Annotated in this window: 19 protein-coding genes; 8 read left to right on the top strand and 11 right to left on the bottom strand. The window is 70.5% G+C overall.

Features of this window, described 5'->3' with window-relative positions:
- Positions 1-20: 20 nt before the first annotated feature.
- From ACZ61C_RS35215 to ACZ61C_RS35205, 3 genes are read right to left on the bottom strand one after another with little or no spacing between them, the layout of a single operon-like run.
- Positions 21-608 (bottom strand): cadmium resistance transporter, encoded by a 588-nt coding sequence (locus ACZ61C_RS35215; protein WP_465312213.1) that lies wholly within the window; start codon positions 606-608, stop codon positions 21-23.
- A complete protein-coding gene (locus ACZ61C_RS35210; RefSeq protein WP_465312212.1) occupies positions 605-1,546 on the bottom strand; it encodes an RluA family pseudouridine synthase in 942 nt (313 codons plus the stop codon). The genes ACZ61C_RS35215 and ACZ61C_RS35210 overlap by 4 nt, the downstream gene beginning before the upstream one ends.
- 16 nt (positions 1,547-1,562) lie before the next feature.
- Positions 1,563-1,955 (bottom strand): DUF5313 domain-containing protein, encoded by a 393-nt coding sequence (locus ACZ61C_RS35205; protein ID WP_465312211.1) that lies wholly within the window; start codon positions 1,953-1,955, stop codon positions 1,563-1,565.
- Positions 1,956-2,025: 70 nt separating this feature from the next.
- Here ACZ61C_RS35205 and ACZ61C_RS35200 point away from each other — a divergent pair, with 70 nt between their 5' ends.
- From ACZ61C_RS35200 to ACZ61C_RS35190, 3 genes are all read left to right on the top strand, one after another.
- The gene (locus ACZ61C_RS35200; RefSeq protein WP_465312210.1) at positions 2,026-2,463 is read left to right on the top strand and encodes a MarR family winged helix-turn-helix transcriptional regulator; all 438 of its coding nucleotides are present in this window, start codon (positions 2,026-2,028) and stop codon (positions 2,461-2,463) included.
- Positions 2,464-2,523: 60 nt separating this feature from the next.
- On the top strand, positions 2,524-3,405 hold the full coding sequence (locus ACZ61C_RS35195) for a TIGR03854 family LLM class F420-dependent oxidoreductase (protein WP_465312209.1): 882 nt from the start codon (positions 2,524-2,526) through the stop codon (positions 3,403-3,405).
- A 94-nt stretch (positions 3,406-3,499) separates the two neighbouring features.
- Positions 3,500-3,982 (top strand): hypothetical protein, encoded by a 483-nt coding sequence (locus tag ACZ61C_RS35190; RefSeq protein ID WP_465312208.1) that lies wholly within the window; start codon positions 3,500-3,502, stop codon positions 3,980-3,982.
- 8 nt (positions 3,983-3,990) lie between these two features.
- On the opposite strand, the gene ACZ61C_RS35185 is transcribed toward ACZ61C_RS35190, so the two are convergent.
- A complete protein-coding gene (locus tag ACZ61C_RS35185) occupies positions 3,991-4,791 on the bottom strand; it encodes a hypothetical protein (protein ID WP_465312207.1) in 801 nt (266 codons plus the stop codon).
- Between the two features lie 193 nt (positions 4,792-4,984).
- Here ACZ61C_RS35185 and ACZ61C_RS35180 point away from each other — a divergent pair, with 193 nt between their 5' ends.
- Positions 4,985-7,204 (top strand): ATP-binding protein, encoded by a 2,220-nt coding sequence (locus ACZ61C_RS35180; RefSeq protein ID WP_465312206.1) that lies wholly within the window; start codon positions 4,985-4,987, stop codon positions 7,202-7,204.
- A gap of 233 nt (positions 7,205-7,437) precedes the next feature.
- On the opposite strand, the gene ACZ61C_RS35175 is transcribed toward ACZ61C_RS35180, so the two are convergent.
- The 4 genes from ACZ61C_RS35175 to ACZ61C_RS35160 form a co-directional block, all read right to left on the bottom strand.
- Positions 7,438-8,664 (bottom strand): hypothetical protein, encoded by a 1,227-nt coding sequence (locus ACZ61C_RS35175; RefSeq protein ID WP_465312205.1) that lies wholly within the window; start codon positions 8,662-8,664, stop codon positions 7,438-7,440.
- A gap of 501 nt (positions 8,665-9,165) precedes the next feature.
- Positions 9,166-10,029, bottom strand: a complete 864-nt coding sequence (locus tag ACZ61C_RS35170) for a helix-turn-helix domain-containing protein (protein WP_465312204.1) — start codon at positions 10,027-10,029, stop codon at positions 9,166-9,168.
- Between the two features lie 221 nt (positions 10,030-10,250).
- The gene (locus tag ACZ61C_RS35165) at positions 10,251-10,403 is read right to left on the bottom strand and encodes a DUF397 domain-containing protein (RefSeq protein WP_465312203.1); all 153 of its coding nucleotides are present in this window, start codon (positions 10,401-10,403) and stop codon (positions 10,251-10,253) included.
- Between the two features lie 371 nt (positions 10,404-10,774).
- A complete protein-coding gene (locus ACZ61C_RS35160; protein ID WP_465312202.1) occupies positions 10,775-12,292 on the bottom strand; it encodes an MDR family MFS transporter in 1,518 nt (505 codons plus the stop codon).
- Between the two features lie 125 nt (positions 12,293-12,417).
- Between ACZ61C_RS35160 and ACZ61C_RS35155 the strand changes: the two genes are divergently transcribed.
- On the top strand, positions 12,418-13,578 hold the full coding sequence (locus ACZ61C_RS35155) for a DUF1015 family protein (protein ID WP_465312201.1): 1,161 nt from the start codon (positions 12,418-12,420) through the stop codon (positions 13,576-13,578).
- 121 nt (positions 13,579-13,699) lie between these two features.
- On the opposite strand, the gene ACZ61C_RS35150 is transcribed toward ACZ61C_RS35155, so the two are convergent.
- Positions 13,700-14,623, bottom strand: coding sequence for a prenyltransferase/squalene oxidase repeat-containing protein (locus tag ACZ61C_RS35150; protein ID WP_465312200.1), 924 nt, complete (start codon positions 14,621-14,623; stop codon positions 13,700-13,702).
- On the bottom strand, positions 14,623-15,129 hold the full coding sequence (locus ACZ61C_RS35145) for a DinB family protein (RefSeq protein ID WP_465312199.1): 507 nt from the start codon (positions 15,127-15,129) through the stop codon (positions 14,623-14,625). The genes ACZ61C_RS35150 and ACZ61C_RS35145 overlap by 1 nt, the downstream gene beginning before the upstream one ends.
- A 54-nt stretch (positions 15,130-15,183) precedes the next feature.
- Here ACZ61C_RS35145 and ACZ61C_RS35140 point away from each other — a divergent pair, with 54 nt between their 5' ends.
- From ACZ61C_RS35140 to ACZ61C_RS35130, 3 genes are read left to right on the top strand one after another with little or no spacing between them, the layout of a single operon-like run.
- Entirely contained in the window at positions 15,184-16,263 is a 1,080-nt protein-coding gene (locus ACZ61C_RS35140) for an ATP-dependent DNA ligase (protein WP_465312198.1), read from the top strand.
- Positions 16,260-17,264, top strand: a complete 1,005-nt coding sequence (locus ACZ61C_RS35135; protein WP_465312197.1) for a DNA polymerase domain-containing protein — start codon at positions 16,260-16,262, stop codon at positions 17,262-17,264. The genes ACZ61C_RS35140 and ACZ61C_RS35135 overlap by 4 nt, the downstream gene beginning before the upstream one ends.
- 1 nt (position 17,265) lies before the next feature.
- Positions 17,266-17,727 carry a GNAT family N-acetyltransferase gene (locus ACZ61C_RS35130; protein WP_465312196.1) on the top strand — a complete coding sequence of 154 codons (462 nt, stop codon included), beginning with the start codon at positions 17,266-17,268 and terminating at the stop codon, positions 17,725-17,727.
- Here the strand turns inward: ACZ61C_RS35130 and ACZ61C_RS35125 are convergent.
- Complete coding sequence (locus tag ACZ61C_RS35125) at positions 17,704-17,964, bottom strand: hypothetical protein (RefSeq protein WP_465312195.1); 261 nt, start codon at positions 17,962-17,964, stop codon at positions 17,704-17,706. The two genes, ACZ61C_RS35130 and ACZ61C_RS35125, sit on opposite strands and share 24 nt — an antisense overlap.
- Between the last annotated feature and the right edge of the window lie 126 nt (positions 17,965-18,090).

Raw genomic sequence — 18,090 nt, 5'->3', positions numbered from 1 at the left:
CTCGCCCTGGCCGAGGGTGGCTACAGGCCGAAAGCACCGCCCTCGGCCAGGATGAGCACGCCGATGCCGACCAGGACGAGCGGGAGCAGGACGTGTCCCCAGCGGGACAGGGCCGCCGCGATCACCGGCCGGGTGGCGAAGTAGCGGCCCGCCGCGATCCACACCGCGAGCAGAACCAGGAACACGACCACGTAGACGGCCATGCCACCGAGGCCGGCGGTGGCGAAGACCGGCACGTAGACCCCGATGTTGTCCCCTCCGTTGGCGAAGGTGACGGCCGCGACCTCGAAGCACTTCGGGCCCCCGCGCCCGGCCGTCCGCTCATCGCCGGAGTCGCCGCGACGGCGCCGCGCCTGGACGGCGGCTTTGATCCCGAGCGCGAGGGGCAGCAGCCCGAGATAGGGGACAGCGCTCTCGGGCAGGAAGGTGGCCCCGAACGCCGCGGCGACCGCGACGACGAGGATGGCCGTGAACCCGAGGTACTGGCCGAGCGCGATGGCGCGGGTCGCCCCGGCTCCTCGGGCGAAGAACAGCGCCAGCACGAGGACGTCGTCGATGTTGGTGACGGCGAAGAGCCCGACGGCCTGGCCGAGGACGGCCGGGTTCACGAACTCCGGCCTGCCGTCCAGGCGTCGAGGTCGTCCCAGGCGGACAGGCGCAGCCCGCTGGTGAAGCGGCGGGGGAGCCCCGTCAGCGGGTCGTCGAACGCGAGGACCTTCGCCAGCAGCTGCAGGGGTTTCGTGAAGTCATCGAGAGGCTTCTCGCGCACTTCCGGGTAGAAGTCGTCGCCGAGGATCGGGACGCCGAGGCCGCTGAGGTGCACCCGCAGCTGGTGCGTGCGGCCGGTCGCGGGCCGCAGCCGGTAGCGGCCCAGCCCGTCGCGGTGCTCGGCGAGCTCGACGTGCGTCTCGGCGTTCGGCGGGCCCGGCACCTCCTGCGCCGCGAGCACCCCGCGCTCCTTGACGATCCGGCTGCGCACGGTCGTGGGCAGCACCAGCGCCGGGTCGTACGGCGCGATCGCCTCGTACTCCTTGTGCACCTTCCGGTCCCGGAACAGCGTCTGGTACTTGCCGCGCAGCTCCGGCGTGATCACGAACATCACCACGCCGGCGGTGACCCGGTCGAGCCGGTGCGCGGGGGACAGCTGCGGGAGGTCGAGCTCGCGCCGCAGCCGCACGAGCGCCGTCTCGAGGATGTGCCGCCCGCGCGGGATCGTCGCCAGGAAGTGCGGCTTGTCGACGACCAGCAGGTGCTCGTCGCGGTGCACGACGTCGAGGGCGAACGGCACCGGGACCTCGTCGGGCAGGTCGCGGTGGAACCAGATGAAGGAGTCCGGCTCGAAGGGCGTGTCGACGCCGAGCGGGCCGTCGGCGCCGTGGATGCGCTCCTCGCGCAGCATCTCTTCGATGCGCTCGGGTGCGACGCGCGGCAGCCGCTCGACGAGGTGCGCGAGCAGGGTCGGCCACTCGCCCTCGGCGGGCATCTTCAGCCGGGCGGGCTCGAGCCCGTGGCGGGGCGGGATCGGCGGCCGGAGCTTGCGTCTCATCGTCCGCCGACTGTAGCTAACCCTCCGGCGACGTCCGGTAGCGCGCGATGTACCGGGCGTTCACCTCGGCGTTGGCCACCGCGGCGGCCTCGGCGCGGACGCGGCGGCCCGTGTGGTGCGGGAAGCCGTGCCGGCCGAGCCGGTGCTCGATGCTCTCCTCCATGTACGCGCACGAGTAGAAGTACGCGACGAGGGACGCCATGAGCACCAGGCCCAGGCGCAGCCACAGCGAGCCGGGTACCAGCAGCCACGCCAGGCACAGCGGCGCGATGCCGACCGAGCTGCGCAGGACGTGGCGAGCGCGCCAGTGTTTCGACGTCGCGTCGTGCAGGACCCACTCCGCGTAGCGCTCAGGCAGCCGTACGCCGACCGCGTAGCCGAACCAGCGAAGCACACCAGGTCGTTCCATGAGAGCGACAGTACACTAATACTTAGTGCGCTAATCATTAGTGCGACGAGTGACACGGTAGGATCACGGCATGATCGACCTGGGTGAGGACCCGCTGAAGCTCGACCGTCAGGTGTGTTTTGCCCTGTCCGTCGCTTCGCGCAGCGTGATCGCGATCTACCGGCCGCTGCTGGAGCCGCACGGGCTCACCCATCCGCAGTACCTGGTGATGCTCGCGTTGTGGGAGCGGTCGCCGCGGTCGGTGAAGGACCTCGGGGCGTCGCTGAGACACGAGCCGGCGACGCTGTCGCCGCTGCTCAAGCGGCTGGAGGCGCTGGGCTACGTCACGCGCGCCCGGAGCCGTGAAGACGAGCGTCAGCTGACCGTCGAGCTGACCGCGAAGGGACGCGCGCTGCGAGCCGAAGCGGAGAAGATCCCGTACAAAGTCGTCGAGAAGCTCGGGATGGAGCTCAGTGAGCTGGAGGACCTGCACGCGGCGCTGGGGCGCGTCATCGCGGCGACGGCCTGAGCGGCGGAATGCCTGGGCTCGCCGAGCGTTGGAGATGAACATCGACTTCCAGGGGGCAGTGTGCTGAAGATCAGGCTGGGCGTCGCACCCGCGACGGGGACCGGGCCCGCGGAGTTCGCCGGGCTGGCGCGGCGGCTGGAGGAGGCCGGCGTCGACTCGCTGTGGCTGTCCGAGCTGGTCTACTCGCCGGAGGTCGACCCGATGATCGGGATGGCCCACGCGCTGGCGACGACGGAGAACCTCAAGGTCGGCACCGGCGTCGCGATCCTGCCCGGCCGGCACCCGGTGCTGGTCGCCAAGCAGCTCCTGACGCTGGCCGGGCTCGCGCCGAAGCGGGTGCTGCCGGTGTTCGGGCTCCGCCCGGCCCGCCCGGCCGAGAACGCCCTGTTCCCGGTGCCGGACGGCCGGCGCGCCGAGGTGTTCGACGAGTCCCTGACCCTCCTGCGGCTGCTGCTGGAGAAGGAAGAGGTCTCGTTCGACGGCGAGTTCTTCCAGGTGTCCGGTGTCCGCCTCGGCCCGCGCCCGCAGAAGCGCCTGGACGTCTGGCTGGGTGGAACAGCCCCGGCGGCCCTGCGCCGCGCCGGCCGTCTCGCGGACGGCTGGCTGGGCAGCTTCCACACACCGTCCCAGGCCCGCGACGCGCGGATCGCGATCCAGACGGCCGCGGCGGAGGCGGGCCGCGAGATCGAGGAGGACCACTTCGGGCTCAGCCTGGCGGTGATGGACAAGGGAATCCCGGCCGAGCTGGCGGCGGTCGCGGCCCGCCGGAGTCCGGGCGTGCCGGTGGAGGACCTGGTGGCGACCAGCTGGCCCGAGGCCCGGCGGCTGGTGGAGCAGCACATCGAGGCGGGGTTGTCGAAGTTCGTGATCCGGCCGGGGCACGGGGACTTCGAGGGGTTCCTGGAGAACTTCCAGGCGGAGCTGGTGCCGCTGCAGAACTAGGGTTGCGCTGATCGGGTGACGTGGCTCAACCGGAAGGCGGACCGGGGCGTTTCCCCCGCGACCCCCACCCGGAACCCGGAAGGAAGGACCCCGCATGCGCCGCTTCGCCCGACTCGCAACGATCCTCGGACTCTCGGCGACACTGGCGGCCGCAACGATCGGCACGGCGAACGCCCGGCCGAACCGGTTCAGCGTCGCCGCGGTGCACAGCGCGGGGACGGGAGCCACGGCGGGGCTGCTCAGCGGCGGGATGAGCTGGTCGTCGTCCCTGAAGACGGTGACCTTGAGCAACGTCAAGCTCTTCGTCAAGGGCGGCGAGTGCGTCAACTTCCAGCTCCACGGCGACCAGGGCTCGACGATCGTCACCGAGATCAAGCGGTACCCGGCTTCCCCGAGCGGCGGCAGTTACTGCCCGGGCTCCGACTACACCTACTCGTTCACCACGATCAGCCTGACGGCGGACGCCCGCGGCGGCATCGGCCAGGTCAGGTTTGACATCGTCGACTACGACCACGGCGTCCACGGCTGGGCGGTCTGCGACCGCGACGCCGCCGCCTGCACGGGCGCCAACCATTGACAGGCCCCTCACCGGTTGCGCAGGTCGCCGTGCAGCTGCCCGATCTGGATCGCGGTTCCGTCGTGCATCCCGGAAATGAAGTTCGTCGTCGTGCCCGGCCGTGAGTTTTCGATTGTGGTCTTGGCGTCCTTCAGTTCCTTTTCGTAGTCGCCGTCGGTTCCGCGTCGCAACAAGTCGCCACTGGGTTTCGGCACGTACAGGTAGACGGTCCCGCGGTACTCCTTGACCTGGACGTCGGCGGGAACGACCCGCGTCGCCGGCAGGTCCGCGTACTGGCTCGCCAGTACGTCCTCGAAGACGCGCTGGGAGAGTGCTACCGCGAGAAACGTCTGCTCGGGATCGGACCGGTCCAGCAGCTCCCGCACGGGGGTGGCGTCGAGCAGCCGGTGCGTGGTGATCACCGCGCTGCCGATCGCGACCGCCGAGTTCGCTCCGGGAGCCGGGGCGAGGATCGGGCCGACGTTGAGACTGGCCCGCATCCGCATCCGGACCGGGCGGCCGGTCGCCCGTAGACGCGTGTCCCGCTCGGCGAGGACCACCTGGAGCTCGTCGAAAAGCCTCGTCACGACGGCAGGCAAGAACCTCGGGTCGAATCCGATGCCGAAGCCGTCGCCCGTTCCGTGCGGGAACAGCGCGGAGTCCCAGACCGTGCGCAGCCCGGCGCGTTCGAACGCCTGGGAAAGCACGTCCGGAATCGCGGCCGACAGCACTGCTTGGGTGGCGTCGGGATTGCTCCCGAACTCCTTGGTGTCCACCACCAGCAATGCCCGGTACGGCGGCAGTTCGGCGAGCACTTCATCGGCGGACACGGGTGTTGCCTCCTGGGTCGTCGGTCGGCAGTCATGCTCGGCCATCGGTTTGCTGTGTGTCTCTGACTTGACGGACAGCCGCACCGGGGTTTTCGTACTTTCGGGTGTTCCTGTGCTTCTCGTGTGCCCCGTGTGAGCGGTGCCCGGTAGACAGAGAACTCCGAGGATCTGGCCACGACTCCGGAGGTTGGCCATGAGCCGCACGGGCATCGAACAGACCACAACGCACAACAGCGTCGGGGACGGCACGGTCGGCGTCGTGGTGCAGGCGGGTGTGATCGCGGGTGACGTGTGGATCGGCGGTCCGCGGACATCGGAACCAGCGCGGATCCCTCGTCAGCTCCCGCCTGGTCCGTCGCACTTCACGAGCCGTACCGAAGAGCTCTGCCTGCTGGACGAAGTTGCCGGCGCGGAGAGCGACGGACAGCCGGCCGTCGCGGTGCTGGTCGGACCCGGGGGAGTGGGGAAGACCGCACTTGCCGTCACGTGGGGCGGCCGGCACGGTGGCGACTATCCCGACGGCCAGCTGTACGCCGACATGCGAGGGTTCTCACCGGAAGCGGCGGTGGACCCGGGTAATGCCCTCGGCGCATTCCTGCGCGGGCTGGGGGTCGAGCCGCAACGCGTACCGGTCGAGCTGGCCGAACAGGCTTCGCTGTTCCGGACGATGACCGCCGGTAAACGGCTGCTGGTGGTGGTGGACAACGCACTGTCCGCCGCACAAGTCCGCCCGCTGCTCCCCGCGTTCGTCGGCTGCATGGTGCTGGTGACCAGCAGACTGCGCCTCGACGGTCTGGTTTCCGAAGGCGCGCGTTTTGTGGATGTGGCGCCGCTTTCCCAAGACCACGCCGTGGAGCTGGTCGCGCGGGCCGTGGGCCGGTCTCGGGTTGCGGATGAGCACGACGCGGTCGCCGAGCTCGCCTCGCTGTGCGGTCGGCTGCCGATTGCCTTGCGCGTCGCGGCGTCGCGGTTGGCATCCCGGCCACGGTGGCCGGTGGCGCGGGTGGTGGCCGAGCTCAGCGACGAACGAAAGCGGCTGAGCAGGCTGTCGGCAGACGGCGGCGCGCCGGTGACGGCGATGTTCGACTGGTCCTACCGGGCGCTGCCGGGAGCCGCGGCGAGCCTCTACCGGCTGCTGAGCGAGTTCCCGGGCCCGGCTTTCGGTGTCGATGTGGCTGTGGCGGCGACCGAGCAGGCCGAGCAGGAGACCGCAGACGGACTGCAGGTGCTGGCGGATGCGAGTCTGCTGGAAGAGATCGACGACCGGCAGTACCGGTTCCACGACCTCGTACGACTGCACGGACGCGCACAACCCGACGACGACCGAGTCGAGGTGGTGCCGCGCGTGGCCACCTGGTTCCTGCATTCGATGACGCGGGCGAACATGGTGGCCATTCCGATTCGCTGGCGCGTCAGCCCCGTGTGCGACCAGTACCGGGATGTGCCGGCAGCGTTCGCGTCGGGGCGTCAGGCGATCGAGTGGCTCGACGGGCAGCTGTCGAACGTGCTGGCCGTGCTCGAGGAGGCGGGTGCCCAACGCCACGACGATCTGGCGTGGCAGCTGTGTGAGGCGTTGTGGGAGCTTTTCCTCCATCGTAAGCACTTCTCGCAATGGCTGCGTTCGCACGAGATCGGGATCCTCGCGGCACGGCGCTGCGGCAACGATGTGGCGGAGGCACGACTGCGGTGTCAGCTGGGTCGCGCTTATCTCGATTTGGGCCGGTTCGAGGCTGCCGAGCAAGAGTGCCGGCAAGCGCTTGATCTGGCGCGCGATGCGGGGAGCAGACACAACGAGTCGGTGGCGCTGGACCAGCTGGGCGCGGCAGCTCAGGGACGGGGAGACTGGGACGCGGCAGTGTCGTTCTACTCCGGCAGCCTGGCCGTGGAGCAGGAGCTGGGGATCGATCGCGGTGTCGCCCAACGCCACCGCAGGATCGGCGAAGTCTTGCTCGCGATCGGCCGTGACCACGAAGCGACACGACACCTAGAGCGGGCGCGGGCGATGTTCGGTGCCATGAACGATGAAAAGGACGAGGCCAAGGTGATGGTGGGGCTGGCCCGGCTGGAAGCGCGCGCCGGTGAGGTCCGGTCGGCTTTGCGCCGTCTGGACCGGGCACGGGCGGTGCTGGCCCATTCGGGGTCAGCGGTCTACGAGGCGGATGTGCTGGTCGCTTTCGCCGACGTGGCCGAGTGCGACGATGACAGGACGGCGGCGCGACGGTACCTCGTCGAGGCGTTGAAGCTGTACCAGCAGGCCGGCGGGCCGCAGGTCGAGCGGATCCAGGCCCGGCTCGGCCATTCGGACGCCCACGAAGTCGAGGTCGAGGAGGCGCCGCCCGCTGAGCCGCCACGCGTGGGCGGCAGCACTGGTGAGCCGGGGGTGAGCTGCGTGGACGACGGTGATTCCTCCTGAGCGGTCGCCGATCACACTCGTCGTGGGCCCGATGGGTGCGGAGCAGATCGACAGACCGGGCAGGGCGGCGAACGAACCGGCGATGAGCGCTCGTGCGTCGGCGAGCACCACGACCTCGAGGTGAACGAGGACGTCCGCCAGCGCCGGACGTGCGCAGCGTCCGGCGTCGGCGGTGACGAAGTCGCCCTGCACGCCGAAGGCCAGCGTGTAATGCCACAGGCTCGGCGCGGCTGTCACGGAGCCGACCGCCGGTGGGGCGGGGACACGAGACGGGGCGACGGCGCCGGTGACCAGGGCCGTCTTCGTGCTGGTTCGGGTAGCCCGAGCATGCGGTACATGGCCGAGCGGAGGATTTCGCCGGCTCGTCCGGGACGTGAGGTCAGCAGTCCGGCGATGCGAGCGCCCAGCCCGCGGTTCTGTGCGTCGGCCGCGCGGTGCAACTGGGGGACGAGGGACCGGGCAGGGTCCCACGAGGGACTGTGCTCGGCGAGGACCGCGGTCGGAGACCCTGGCAGCAACGGCTGAGGACCGTGGGGGATCCGCAGGATCGGGGTGCCGAAGCCCGCCGCGAACCCGGTGACCGAGGTGAAGTCACCCATCAGGTAGTCGGCGGCTGCGACGGCGCCGCGCCAGTCGGTCCGGGGCGCCAGCACACCGAGCCCGGCCTCGATGCTGTCCGAGAGCCAGCCCAGCACCTGGCCCGTGCCGTGGTGCGACCAGATCTGGGGATGCAGGGTGGCGATGACCTGGAAGCGATCCGGCGGGAGCGCGCCGAGGACGTCGCGGAAGAGCTCCGGGTTGCTGCCGAAGCCGGACTTCGGGGACCAGCTCGAGGTCACCACGACGACTTCGCGGTCGTCCGCGACACCGAGGGCGCGCCGGTAGACGTCACGTAAGCCGGCGCTGGCGACGAGGCGGTCGAAGGCGATGTCGCCGGCGAGGAGCGCGTGTGGAACGGCTTCCGGGCAGAACCGGGTGAGGAGGTCCAGCTCACGTTCGTGGGTCACCACGAAGGTCGTGTCTTCGCGAACCTCGCCGTCCCGCAACAGCTGGTCGGGGTGGAGCCCCGTGGTCGGGCGGTCGCCGTCCATCGCCGCCGGCGAACGCCAGGTCCGGAACTGGCCGAACCCACCGCCGTGAGGAACGAGCAGCTTCGGCCCACGCACGTCATCGATGCCACGGGTGCTGCCCGCCAGAACGAGACCGTGCGTGTGCTCGGCGGCCTGTGACAGGGGAAGGACAATTTCTTCGCGGTTGTGAAGTTCCCTCTCGACGTCACGCCAGCCGTCCCTTTCCGGAATCGTGCAGACCCGCTGTGTCCGGTGGTCGGCTTCGATGAGCGGAATGAGGTCGTCGAGCCTGGCGAGCGCGACGATGTGCGGCGCGAGGACGAGGACGGACTTTCCGATGCGGGTCGACCAGTGCTCGTCGTGGCCGCCGATCGGGCTGCGTACGCTCATCGTGGCCTCCCCGAACGGCACAACTCGTAGCGCAGGGCACGAGTGCGGTGCGGGGTGGCGGTCGGGGAAGGGAATCTGCGGTCAGCGCGAACCAGCACTTTCACGAGGTGCCTCCTGGAACGGGTGCGGCGGTGTCGCCGACTCGTCGGACATGGGCTGGGAGGTCGCGTCTGGGCGCGACCGGGCACGACCGGCGGGTGCGGTACCGGTCGTGCTTCGCGGACAACCCTGTCCATGGGAGAGACACCTGGTGGCCGGCTGCGGGCTTGTGGTCCGCTCGTTCGGCTCGGGTGGCTCTGTGTCACCTGTGAGAGTGACTTCGTGTCCCCGGAGAGATCATTTTCGGGCATTAGCCGGGACGGCGGCACCGCCCTCAGGGTGCGGGGTCGTATGCTGGCGCCTCGGCAGTAGGTCCGCGCTTGCGTCTCAGTGGGTGGGGAATATTGCCTTTCGAAGCGGTCCCTGGTGCCAGCCAGGGGCCGCTTCTCTATGCGTGTCTCATCAGTCGTCCAGCCTTTCCAGTGTCCTGTCGATGAACTCGGGTGTGTCCTCGGGTGAGAGCGCGGCGGCTTCCAGGCGGTAGAAGATCTCGATGAACTGAGCGGCCTTTTCGGCGCCGATCACGTCGTCGAAGAACACGTCGCCGTCGGGTTGTTCGAGGTTGAGGAAGAGGTCGTCGGCTTGTTCGGACAGCTGGAGCAGCTCGAAGGAGCTCTGCATCCCGTCGACCCAGCCGGCTTTGAACGGCAGGATCTGCAACGTCACGTTGGTCTGCTGGGAGATCTCGCGGAGGTGGCGCAGCTGAGTGCGCCAGCTGTCGCCGTCGGTGACGCGCCGGTGCAGCACTGATTCGTCGAGGATGAAGAAGTGTTCGAGCTCGGTGTCCTTCAGCCGTTCCTGCCGGTCGGCGCGAAGCTTGACCCGCCGTGCCTGGACAGTGGGATCGCCCGTGTTCTGCGACACGAGAGAGTAGGTGTACTCGGGGACCTGCAACAGCCCGGGCACGAGGTGCAGCTGGTACTGGCGGAGGATGACCGTCGCCGCCTCGAGGCCGAGGAACTTCACGAACTCGGCATTGTCGCTGCGCTTGTACGCGTCCCACCAGCCAGGCTCCCGGCCGGCCTTGGCCATCCTCACGTAGCTCTCGACGCGGTCTCGGTCGGTGACGCCGTAGTGCAGCAGAAGGGCCTTCAAATCCGTGATCGACAAGCCCACGCTTCCGTTCTCGATCCGGATGAGCTTCGAGACCGACCAGTCTAGTGCCTCCGCGACATCTTTCTGAGTCAGTTGCAGGGCCTCCCGTGCCTCCCTTATCGCCGCCAGCACTCGCCGTTGACTTGCTACTGGCGAGTGGGCCCTAGTCATGATCTTTTCACTCCTTGTCGCTCAAGTGGCTCCCTGTCTGAGTGCCACATGGCAGAACGATAGCACCATGTATGACACGCGTCACTCTGCGGACTGCAGTATCGCTCGCTAGACACCTGCAGGCTGGCTTTTTGGGCGCTGGCGCATTGCCTGTGAGAACAAGAAAGCCCTGGTCAGGGCTGTTGTCAGTCCTGACCAGGGCGCAGAGCGGATGGATGCGTCTAGAGGTGACTGTGGAGGAATGCTTGCCAAGTCTCGCGAGTGAACGACAGCCGGGGACCCGGGTGCTTCGAATCCCGCATGAGCACAAGATCGGCGGTCTTGGCGACCTCGACGCACTCGCCGCCGCCGCTGCTGCTGGCCGAACTCTTCATCCAGGTCATAGTGAACCTGTCGGCCTCGCTGGAAGGCTGCCGGACCTGCTCGGCCACGTGCGTTCCCCCGGTTCTCTCGATGGGCGCGTGCCGGCCGGCCGGGGCGGCATCGGGGCCGGAACGTCGCGTAGGCGTCCGTGTAGGTTAATCGCGGAGTTCGATAGCCGACACCGCCGACAGTAGGATAACGCGCGTCCCGCTGCGTGATCGTCCCTGATTTCCGGGCTGTTTCATGACATTTCATGGACATGAGCCGAGGCTGGATTCCCTTGGCGCGTCAGGCCTTCTGACTGTGCTCGATCAGGTGCACGTGCACGAGTGGTGTGCAGATGACCGCGTCGTGGAATCCGTTTTCGATACGCAAAATGAAATCAGAACTCCAGCTGTTCCGTCTTCCGCGGCATCAGCAGCAGAGCCACCACGGAAAGCACGGCCACAGCAGCCAACCCGACGAACACGTAGTGCGTCGCATCCGCCAACGCGCCGCGCACGAACACCGCCACCGGCGAATCGTCCGTGTGCCCGCTCAACACCAGGCTCGTCGCGTCCACCGAAGGCGGCAGGTGGCCCGCCACCTCCGCCGGCGGTGACGCGAAGCGCGAAGCCAACGTCGCGTTCGCGATCGCCCCGAAGACGGCCGCGCCCACCGCGCTGCCCAAGGACCGGCTGAACAGGTTCGTGCCCGTCACCACGCCGCGGCGGTCCCAGCCGACCACGGACTGGACCGCCACCAGCGTCGGGCTCGAGGACAGGCCGAGGCCCACGCCGAGGACGAACGCCGCCAGCGCCGCCGACCAGATCGACGAACGCGCGTCCAGCATCGCCACCAGGACGCCGCCCGCGATGATGAACGCGCTGCCGATCAGGGCCGTGTCGCGGAAGCCGATGCGCAGGTAGATCTTGCCCGCCAGGGACGCCGACAGCGGCCAGCCGACCGTCAGCGCGGCCACCGCGAAGCCCGCCACCAGCGCGCCCGCGCCGAGGACTCCCTGGGCGTACGTCGGCAGGTACGACGTCAGCCCCATCAGGACCGCGCCCACCACGACCGCCACCAGGTTGCCGCCCACCAGGACCCGGCGGGTGAACACCCACAGCGGCAGCACCGGCTCGACCGCGCGCTTCTCCACGAAGACGAACCCGACGAGCAGCGCCGCGCCCGCGACGAAGATCGCCACGCTCGGCAGCGACCCCCAGCCCCACGCGACGCCGCCTTCGAGCAGGCCCAGGATCACCAGCGAGCAGCCGGCGGTGAGCAGCCCCGCGCCCAGGTAGTCGACCTTGTGCGGCTTGCGCTCCACCCGCTCGGCGAAGTTCCGGAGCAGCATCAGCACGGCGATCGCGCCCAGTGGCAGGTTGATGAAGAAGATCCAGCGCCAGTCCAGGTACTCGGCGAACACCCCGCCGAGCGTCGGGCCGACCACCGACGCGATGCCCCACACACTCGCGACGTATCCCTGCACCCGGGCGCGTTCCTCGACCGTGTAGAGGTCCCCGATCACCGTCATCGACATCGGCTGGATCGCGCCCGCCCCGATGCCCTGCACGGCGCGCGCCGCGATCAGCACCGGCATGCTCCACGCGGCGCCGCACAGCACCGAGCCGACGAGGAACGCCGCGATGCCGAAGAACATCACCGGACGGCGGCCGAGCACGTCGGCGAACTTGCCGTAGAGCGGCACCGTCACGGCCTGGGTGAGCAGGTAGATCGAGAACAGCCACGGGAACTGCGAAAACCCGCCGAGGTCGCGGACCACCGAGGGCACGGCGGTCGCGATGATCGTGCTGTCCAGCGCGACCAGCGCGGTGCTGAGCATGACCGCGATCAGCACGGGGCCGCGTTCGGACCGGAAGCCGACCCCCTTCACGCTGGTGGCGGCGGGTGTCGTCATCGGCGGTGCGCTCCTCGGGACGGTCATGACCGGGGTCAACTACTTTGCAGTCCTAAGCATTCCATCGGCCGACGCCGCACCCCAGCGAATTTCGGTCACAGTCGTCTTCGCGGAAGATGGATCGGATGAGCAACTGGATCCGGCCGATCGGCCAGGGCTGGGTGGTCCGCGACACCGTGCCCGGCCCCGACGTCGACGAGTTCGCCGAGCCCGACCGCGTGGTCGCCGCCCTCGCCGCGCCCGGCGCCGCGGACAGCCTGCTGGCGGTGCAGCACCCGGCCCGCACCCCCGCGGCGCTGGCGCGCGGGCTCGGTCTGGCCGAGGCGGTCCCGGTCGCCCGCGCGGTGCTCGAACGGCTCCGCAAGCGGTACTACCGGCCGGTGCGCGAGTTCGTCGCGCCCTACCGGATCGACGGGCCCGACGGCGTCGCGCTCGGCCTGCTCTGCCTGGTCGACCCGGCCGCGGTGACCGACGACGGGGCCGCGCGGGTCCGGCACACCGAGGACGTCTACCCGGACGTCGTCGCCGAGCGGGCCGCCGTGCTGGCCGGGCTCGGCTGCGCGACCAGCGCCGCGCTGCTGGTCCCCGCGGCCGGCGGCGAGCGGCTGACCGACGAGGTCGACCGGGCGTTCGCCGGGCTCGGCCTGCCCGATCTGTCCACTTCGGACGCGGCCGGGCGGCGGCACGAGCTGTGGGTGGTGCCCGCCGGGCCGCTGCAGGAGCGGCTGCTGGCCGCGGTCGCCGGCGCCGACCTGCTGGTGGCCGACGGCAACCACCGCGTGGCCGCCGCCGCGGCGGCCGGGCACGGCGCGCTGCTCGCCCTGGTCACCGCCGGCCCGAGGCTGCGGATCGGCGCGATCCACCGCGTCCTCACCGGCACCGGCCTCGGCCCGGAAGAGCTGGTGTCGCGCTGGTGCGAGGCCGGCCTGGACGTCCGCTACGACGAGCACGCGGTCCCGGTCCCCGGCGAGGTCGTGGTGTGGGCGGGCCCGGCGGTGCTGCGGATCCCGCTGCCGTCGCTCGCGGGGCCGCAGCCGGTGATCGACCACGAGGTCGTCGAACGGGTCCTGTTCGCCGAGGCGCTCGGGCTGGATCCGGACGGCCCGTGCGTCCGCCCGCTACCCGCCGGCCGCCCGGTGCCGCCGGACGCGGACGCGGTGGTCCAGCTGGCGCCGGTGCGCTACGCCGACGTCCTCGCGGTGCACGCGGCGGGCCGCCGGATGCCGCGGAAAGCCACGTACTTCACGCCCAAACCGCGCAGCGGCTTGGTGCTGGCGGCGCTTTAGCGTCCAGGAACGTCACGCGCGTTTCGCGCAGGAAGTCCCACACCGCGACGCCGCCGGTGCCGTGGTCGATCGCCTCGTCGATCCGCCACGCGCCGCGCGCGCTCGAGCGCAGGGGCAGCCGCTAGGCCGCGTCCCACCAGTTCAGGACCCGGGTGGCGAACAGCGTCAGCCACTTCGACGGCTCGCCGGCGGGGACGTCGACGTCGAACCACACACGGCCGGGGTCGGCGGCGGCCTGCAGCCAGGTGCCGTCCGGTTGCCGGGCCGCGCGGACCAGCTCGATCGCCTCCGCCAGCCGCGGGTCGGGCCGGTCCGCGGCGCGGAAGTAGCCGGCCGCGTTCAGCGCGGTGAACCGCCAGCGGATCGGGGACGAGAACTCGCCCACATCCGCCACGATCGGCTCGCCTGTCGAGAGCCGCCGCAGGAGCCGTCGCTCCAGCAGGTACTCCTCGCCTGCCCGCCGGGCGGCGCGGGTGGCGGGCGAGCCGCCGGTGGCCGATTCCCAGGCGAGGAGGCCTTTGAGCGAGTTCAGGGTCGAGTGGACCGAGGACCGCGTCGAGCCCTCGACCCACTCGCAGTTCCAGCCGCCGTCGGGCAGGCGGTGCTCGACGAACCACTCGGCGATGCCCTCGACGTCCGCGCCGAGCCAGAGCCCGTTCATCAGGGTCCACGCGTTGATGCAGCAGTCGACCTCGCCACCCCAGTACGGCAGGTCGTCGTACTCCCAGCGGCTGTGCTCGGCCAGCCGGGCAGCCGTGTCGCCGAGCACCGACGCGTCGAGACCCCATTCGCGCAGGCAGTTGAGCGACCAGGTCGTGGCTGTCCAGGGCTGGGGCTCGTCCCCGCGGAAGCCCGCCGGGAAGAACGCGCCGCCCGCCCACTGGCCGTCGGGATCCTGGTGCGCCAGCAGCCGGGCGCCGAAGCCTTCCGAGGCGACTCGCGCGCGGGTCGCCTCCCAGACCGGCGGCGGCTCGCCCAGCAGGTCGCGCTCGACCTGCCAGCGCAGGGCCGGGTCGGAGTCGCGCAGCCAGGCGAGCACGTCCATCAGGCCCCCGTCACGCCGTCGATGGCCTCGCGGAGGAAGTCGGCGTGGCCGTTGTGCCGCGCGTACTCGTGGATCATGTGCAGCATCACCAGCCGCAGCGAAACGTCCTCGCCCCAGCGCGGCTGGTAGCCGGTGACGTCCAGGGACTCGGCCGACTCCTCGATCTTGCGCGACTGCTCGACCTCGGCCTGCCACGCCTCGAACGCCTCCGCGCGCGTCGACGAGCTCGCGTCGTAGGCGGCCTGGAAGTCCCCTTCGGGTGACCACCGCAGGGGGACGTCCTCGGCGTTGATCACCCGCCGGAACCAGGTGCGCTCGACCTCGGCCATGTGCCGCACGAGACCCAGCAGCGAGAGGGTCGAGGGCGGGCTGGACGCGCGGCGCAGGTCCTCGTCGGACAGTCCGTCGCACTTCATGGCGAGGGTGGCGCGGTGGAAGTCGAGGAACGTGCGCAGCATTTCGCGCTCGCCCCCGACCAGCGGCGGTTCGGGGCGTTCGGTGGTCACGGGAGAGTGTGTATCACGCCTGGAAATGTCGTACCGGTGTTTTAAGCTCGCGCGGTGGACTTGCCCGTGATGCCGCCCGTGCGGCCGATGCTCGCGAAAGCCGTGCACGAGGTGCCTCGTGACCCGGGGCTGCTCTACGAGCCCAAGTGGGACGGCTTCCGCTGCATCGTGTTCCGCGACGGCGACGAGATCGAGCTCGGCTCCCGCAACGACCGGCCGCTCACCCGCTACTTCCCGGAGCTGGTGGAGCTGCTCGCCGCCGCTTTGCCGCCGCGCTGTGTGGTCGACGGCGAGATCGTCCTCGTCACCCCGGCGGGCCTGGACTTCGAGGTGCTGCAGCTGCGGCTGCACCCGGCCGCGTCGCGCGTGCGCAAGCTCGCCGAGGAGACGCCGGCCAGCTTCGTCGCCTTCGACCTGCTCGCGCTCGGCGACACCGACCTGACGAACGAGCCCTTCCGCGAGCGGCGCCGGCAGCTGGAGAGCGTGCTGACGACCGACGCCGAAGGCCTGCAGCGGGTCCACCTGACGCCGCTGAGCGAGGATCCGGCGCAGGCCGAGGACTGGTTCACCCGGTTCGAGGGCGCGGGTTTCGACGGGGTCATGGCCAAGCCCGCCGACCTGCCGTACGAGCAGGACAAGCGCGTCATGCTGAAGATCAAGCACGAGCGCACGGCCGACTGCGTCGTCACCGGGTTCCGCTGGCACAAGGACGGCGTGGGTGTCGGCTCGCTGCTGCTCGGCCTGTTCGACGACGAAGGCGTGCTCCACCACGTCGGCGTCGCGAGCAGCTTCACCAAGGCGCGGCGGGCCGAGCTGGTCGACGAGCTCGCGCCGCTGCGGGAGAACGCGCTCGAGAACCACCCGTGGCGGTCGTGGGCCGAGTACGAGCCACAGCCCGGCCGGCAGCCGGGCGCTAACAGCCGGTGGGCGCCACAGAAAGACCTTTCGTGGGAGCCCGTGCGCCCCGAATGGGTGGCGGAGGTCCGCTACGAGCACCTGCAGGGCGGCCGGTTCCGGCACGGCGGGCGGCTGGTGCGGTTCCGGCCCGACCGCACGCCGGAGTCCTGCACGTACGCCCAGCTCGACGAGGCGCCGCCGGCCGAGCTGGCCAAGCTGTTCGGGGAGGCGCGATGAGCGAAGCGGTGCTGCTCGACGTCGACGGTGTCGAGGTCAAGATCAGCAGCCCCGGCAAGGTCTACTTCCCCGAGCGCGGCGAGACGAAGCTCGACCTCGTCGAGTACTACCGGGCGGTCGCCGGGCCGCTGCTGGCGCGCCTCGGCGGGCGCCCGCTGCTGCTGGAGCGCTACCCGGACGGCGCCGGCGGCAAGAACTGGTTCCAGAAACGCGTCCCGAAAGGCGCGCCGTCGTGGCTGAGCACCACAGTGGTCTCGACTCCGAACGGCACGACGAGTGACGCGCTCGTCGCGAAGGACCTCGCGCACATCCTGTGGGCGGTGAACCTGGGCTGCCTCGGGTTCCACGTCTGGCCGTACCTCGCGGACACGCCCGAGGTCACCGACGAGCTGCGGGTCGACCTCGACCCGTCACCGGGGATCGGGTTCGACGAGCTGCGCGAGGCCGCGGTGCTGACCCGGGAGTTCCTGGCCGAGCACGGCATCGAAGGCCACCTGAAGACGTCCGGTTCGCGAGGTCTGCACCTTTACGTGATGCTCGAGCCGTGCTGGGACGGCTTCCAGGTGCGGGCCGCCGCGGTCGCGCTGGCGCGGGCCTTGGAGCGGCGGCACCCTGCGAAGATCACGGCGCAGTGGTGGAAGGAAGAACGCGGTTCGCGGGTGTTCGTCGACTTCAACCAGAACGCGCCGCACAAAACGGTGTTCGGCGCCTGGTGCGTGCGGCCGCGGGTCGGCGGCCAGGTGTCGACGCCGATCGGGTGGGACGAGCTGGACACCGTCGAGCCCGGGGCGTTCACGCTGAGCACGGTGCCGGCCCGCGTCGCCGAGCGGGGCGACCCGTGGGCCGGTGCGGGGGAGCGGCCGCAGTCGATCGCGCCACTGCTGGAGATGTCCGAAGCGGACCTGGCGAACGGGCTGATGGACGCGCCGTGGCCGCCGGTGTACCCGAAGATGCCGAACGAGCCGCCGCGGGTCGCGCCGAGCCGGGCGAAGAAGGCCTGACGTGCCCACGGTCGCCGAATGCCCGGCCGACGACGGGTTGCTGCTGGCACTGATGACCGCGATGACGGCCGAGCTGGTGGTCGTCCACAACCTGCCCCCGGATGCCCGGCCGCGGCCGCTGGACCCCGAGAGCCGGTACCTGCTGGCCCGCGACGGCGAGCGGGCGATCGGCTGCTGCGCGGTCGAACCGGTCGAGCCGGGCCTGTACGAGCTGAAGCGGATGTTCGTCGCACCGGACGCGCGCGGCACCGACCTGTCGGGTGCGCTGGTGGCGGAGTCGGAGCGGCTGGCCCGCCGCCATGGCGCCCGCCGCATCCGGCTGGAGACGGCGGTGCGCCAGCCCGAGGTGATGCGTCTCTACGAGCGCGCGGGCTACCAGCGCGTGCCGAACTTCCCGCCGTACGAAGCCGATCCGGAGGCGGTGTGTTACGAGAAGGTGTTAAAGCTCGAGGTTGAGCGCTAGCTGCCCGAGATCGTCCCCGGCGGTCGTGCCACCGAGGGTGGCGACACACGCGGGGCACGGCGCGAGCTCGGAAGTGGTCAGGTCGACCGGCTTCCAGCTGCGTGACTCCCGCTCACCGCAGGCCGAGCGCCGGTAGCGGAGGTCACCCGAGCGGGTCATCAGGTGGGCCAGCGGAACGTCTTCGGGCAGCACGCCGACCAGGTACCAGCGTGGTGCGCTCACCTCGGTGGTCGTCATGGCGGCCAGTCTCCGTCGAGGTGATGAGGGGGAGGAGCATTTCCCGATCTTCGGCGTGGCGGCGCGGGTGCGCCAAGCCGGCCTCGGCGGGTTGCGTTGCCGCGGGTGCTGCGGCCGTCGGTTGAG

It is taken from the genome of Amycolatopsis sp. NPDC104587 (assembly GCF_055583645.1).
Note: the sequence above shows the minus strand (reverse complement) of the source record. Positions and strands in the feature narration are given on the sequence as shown.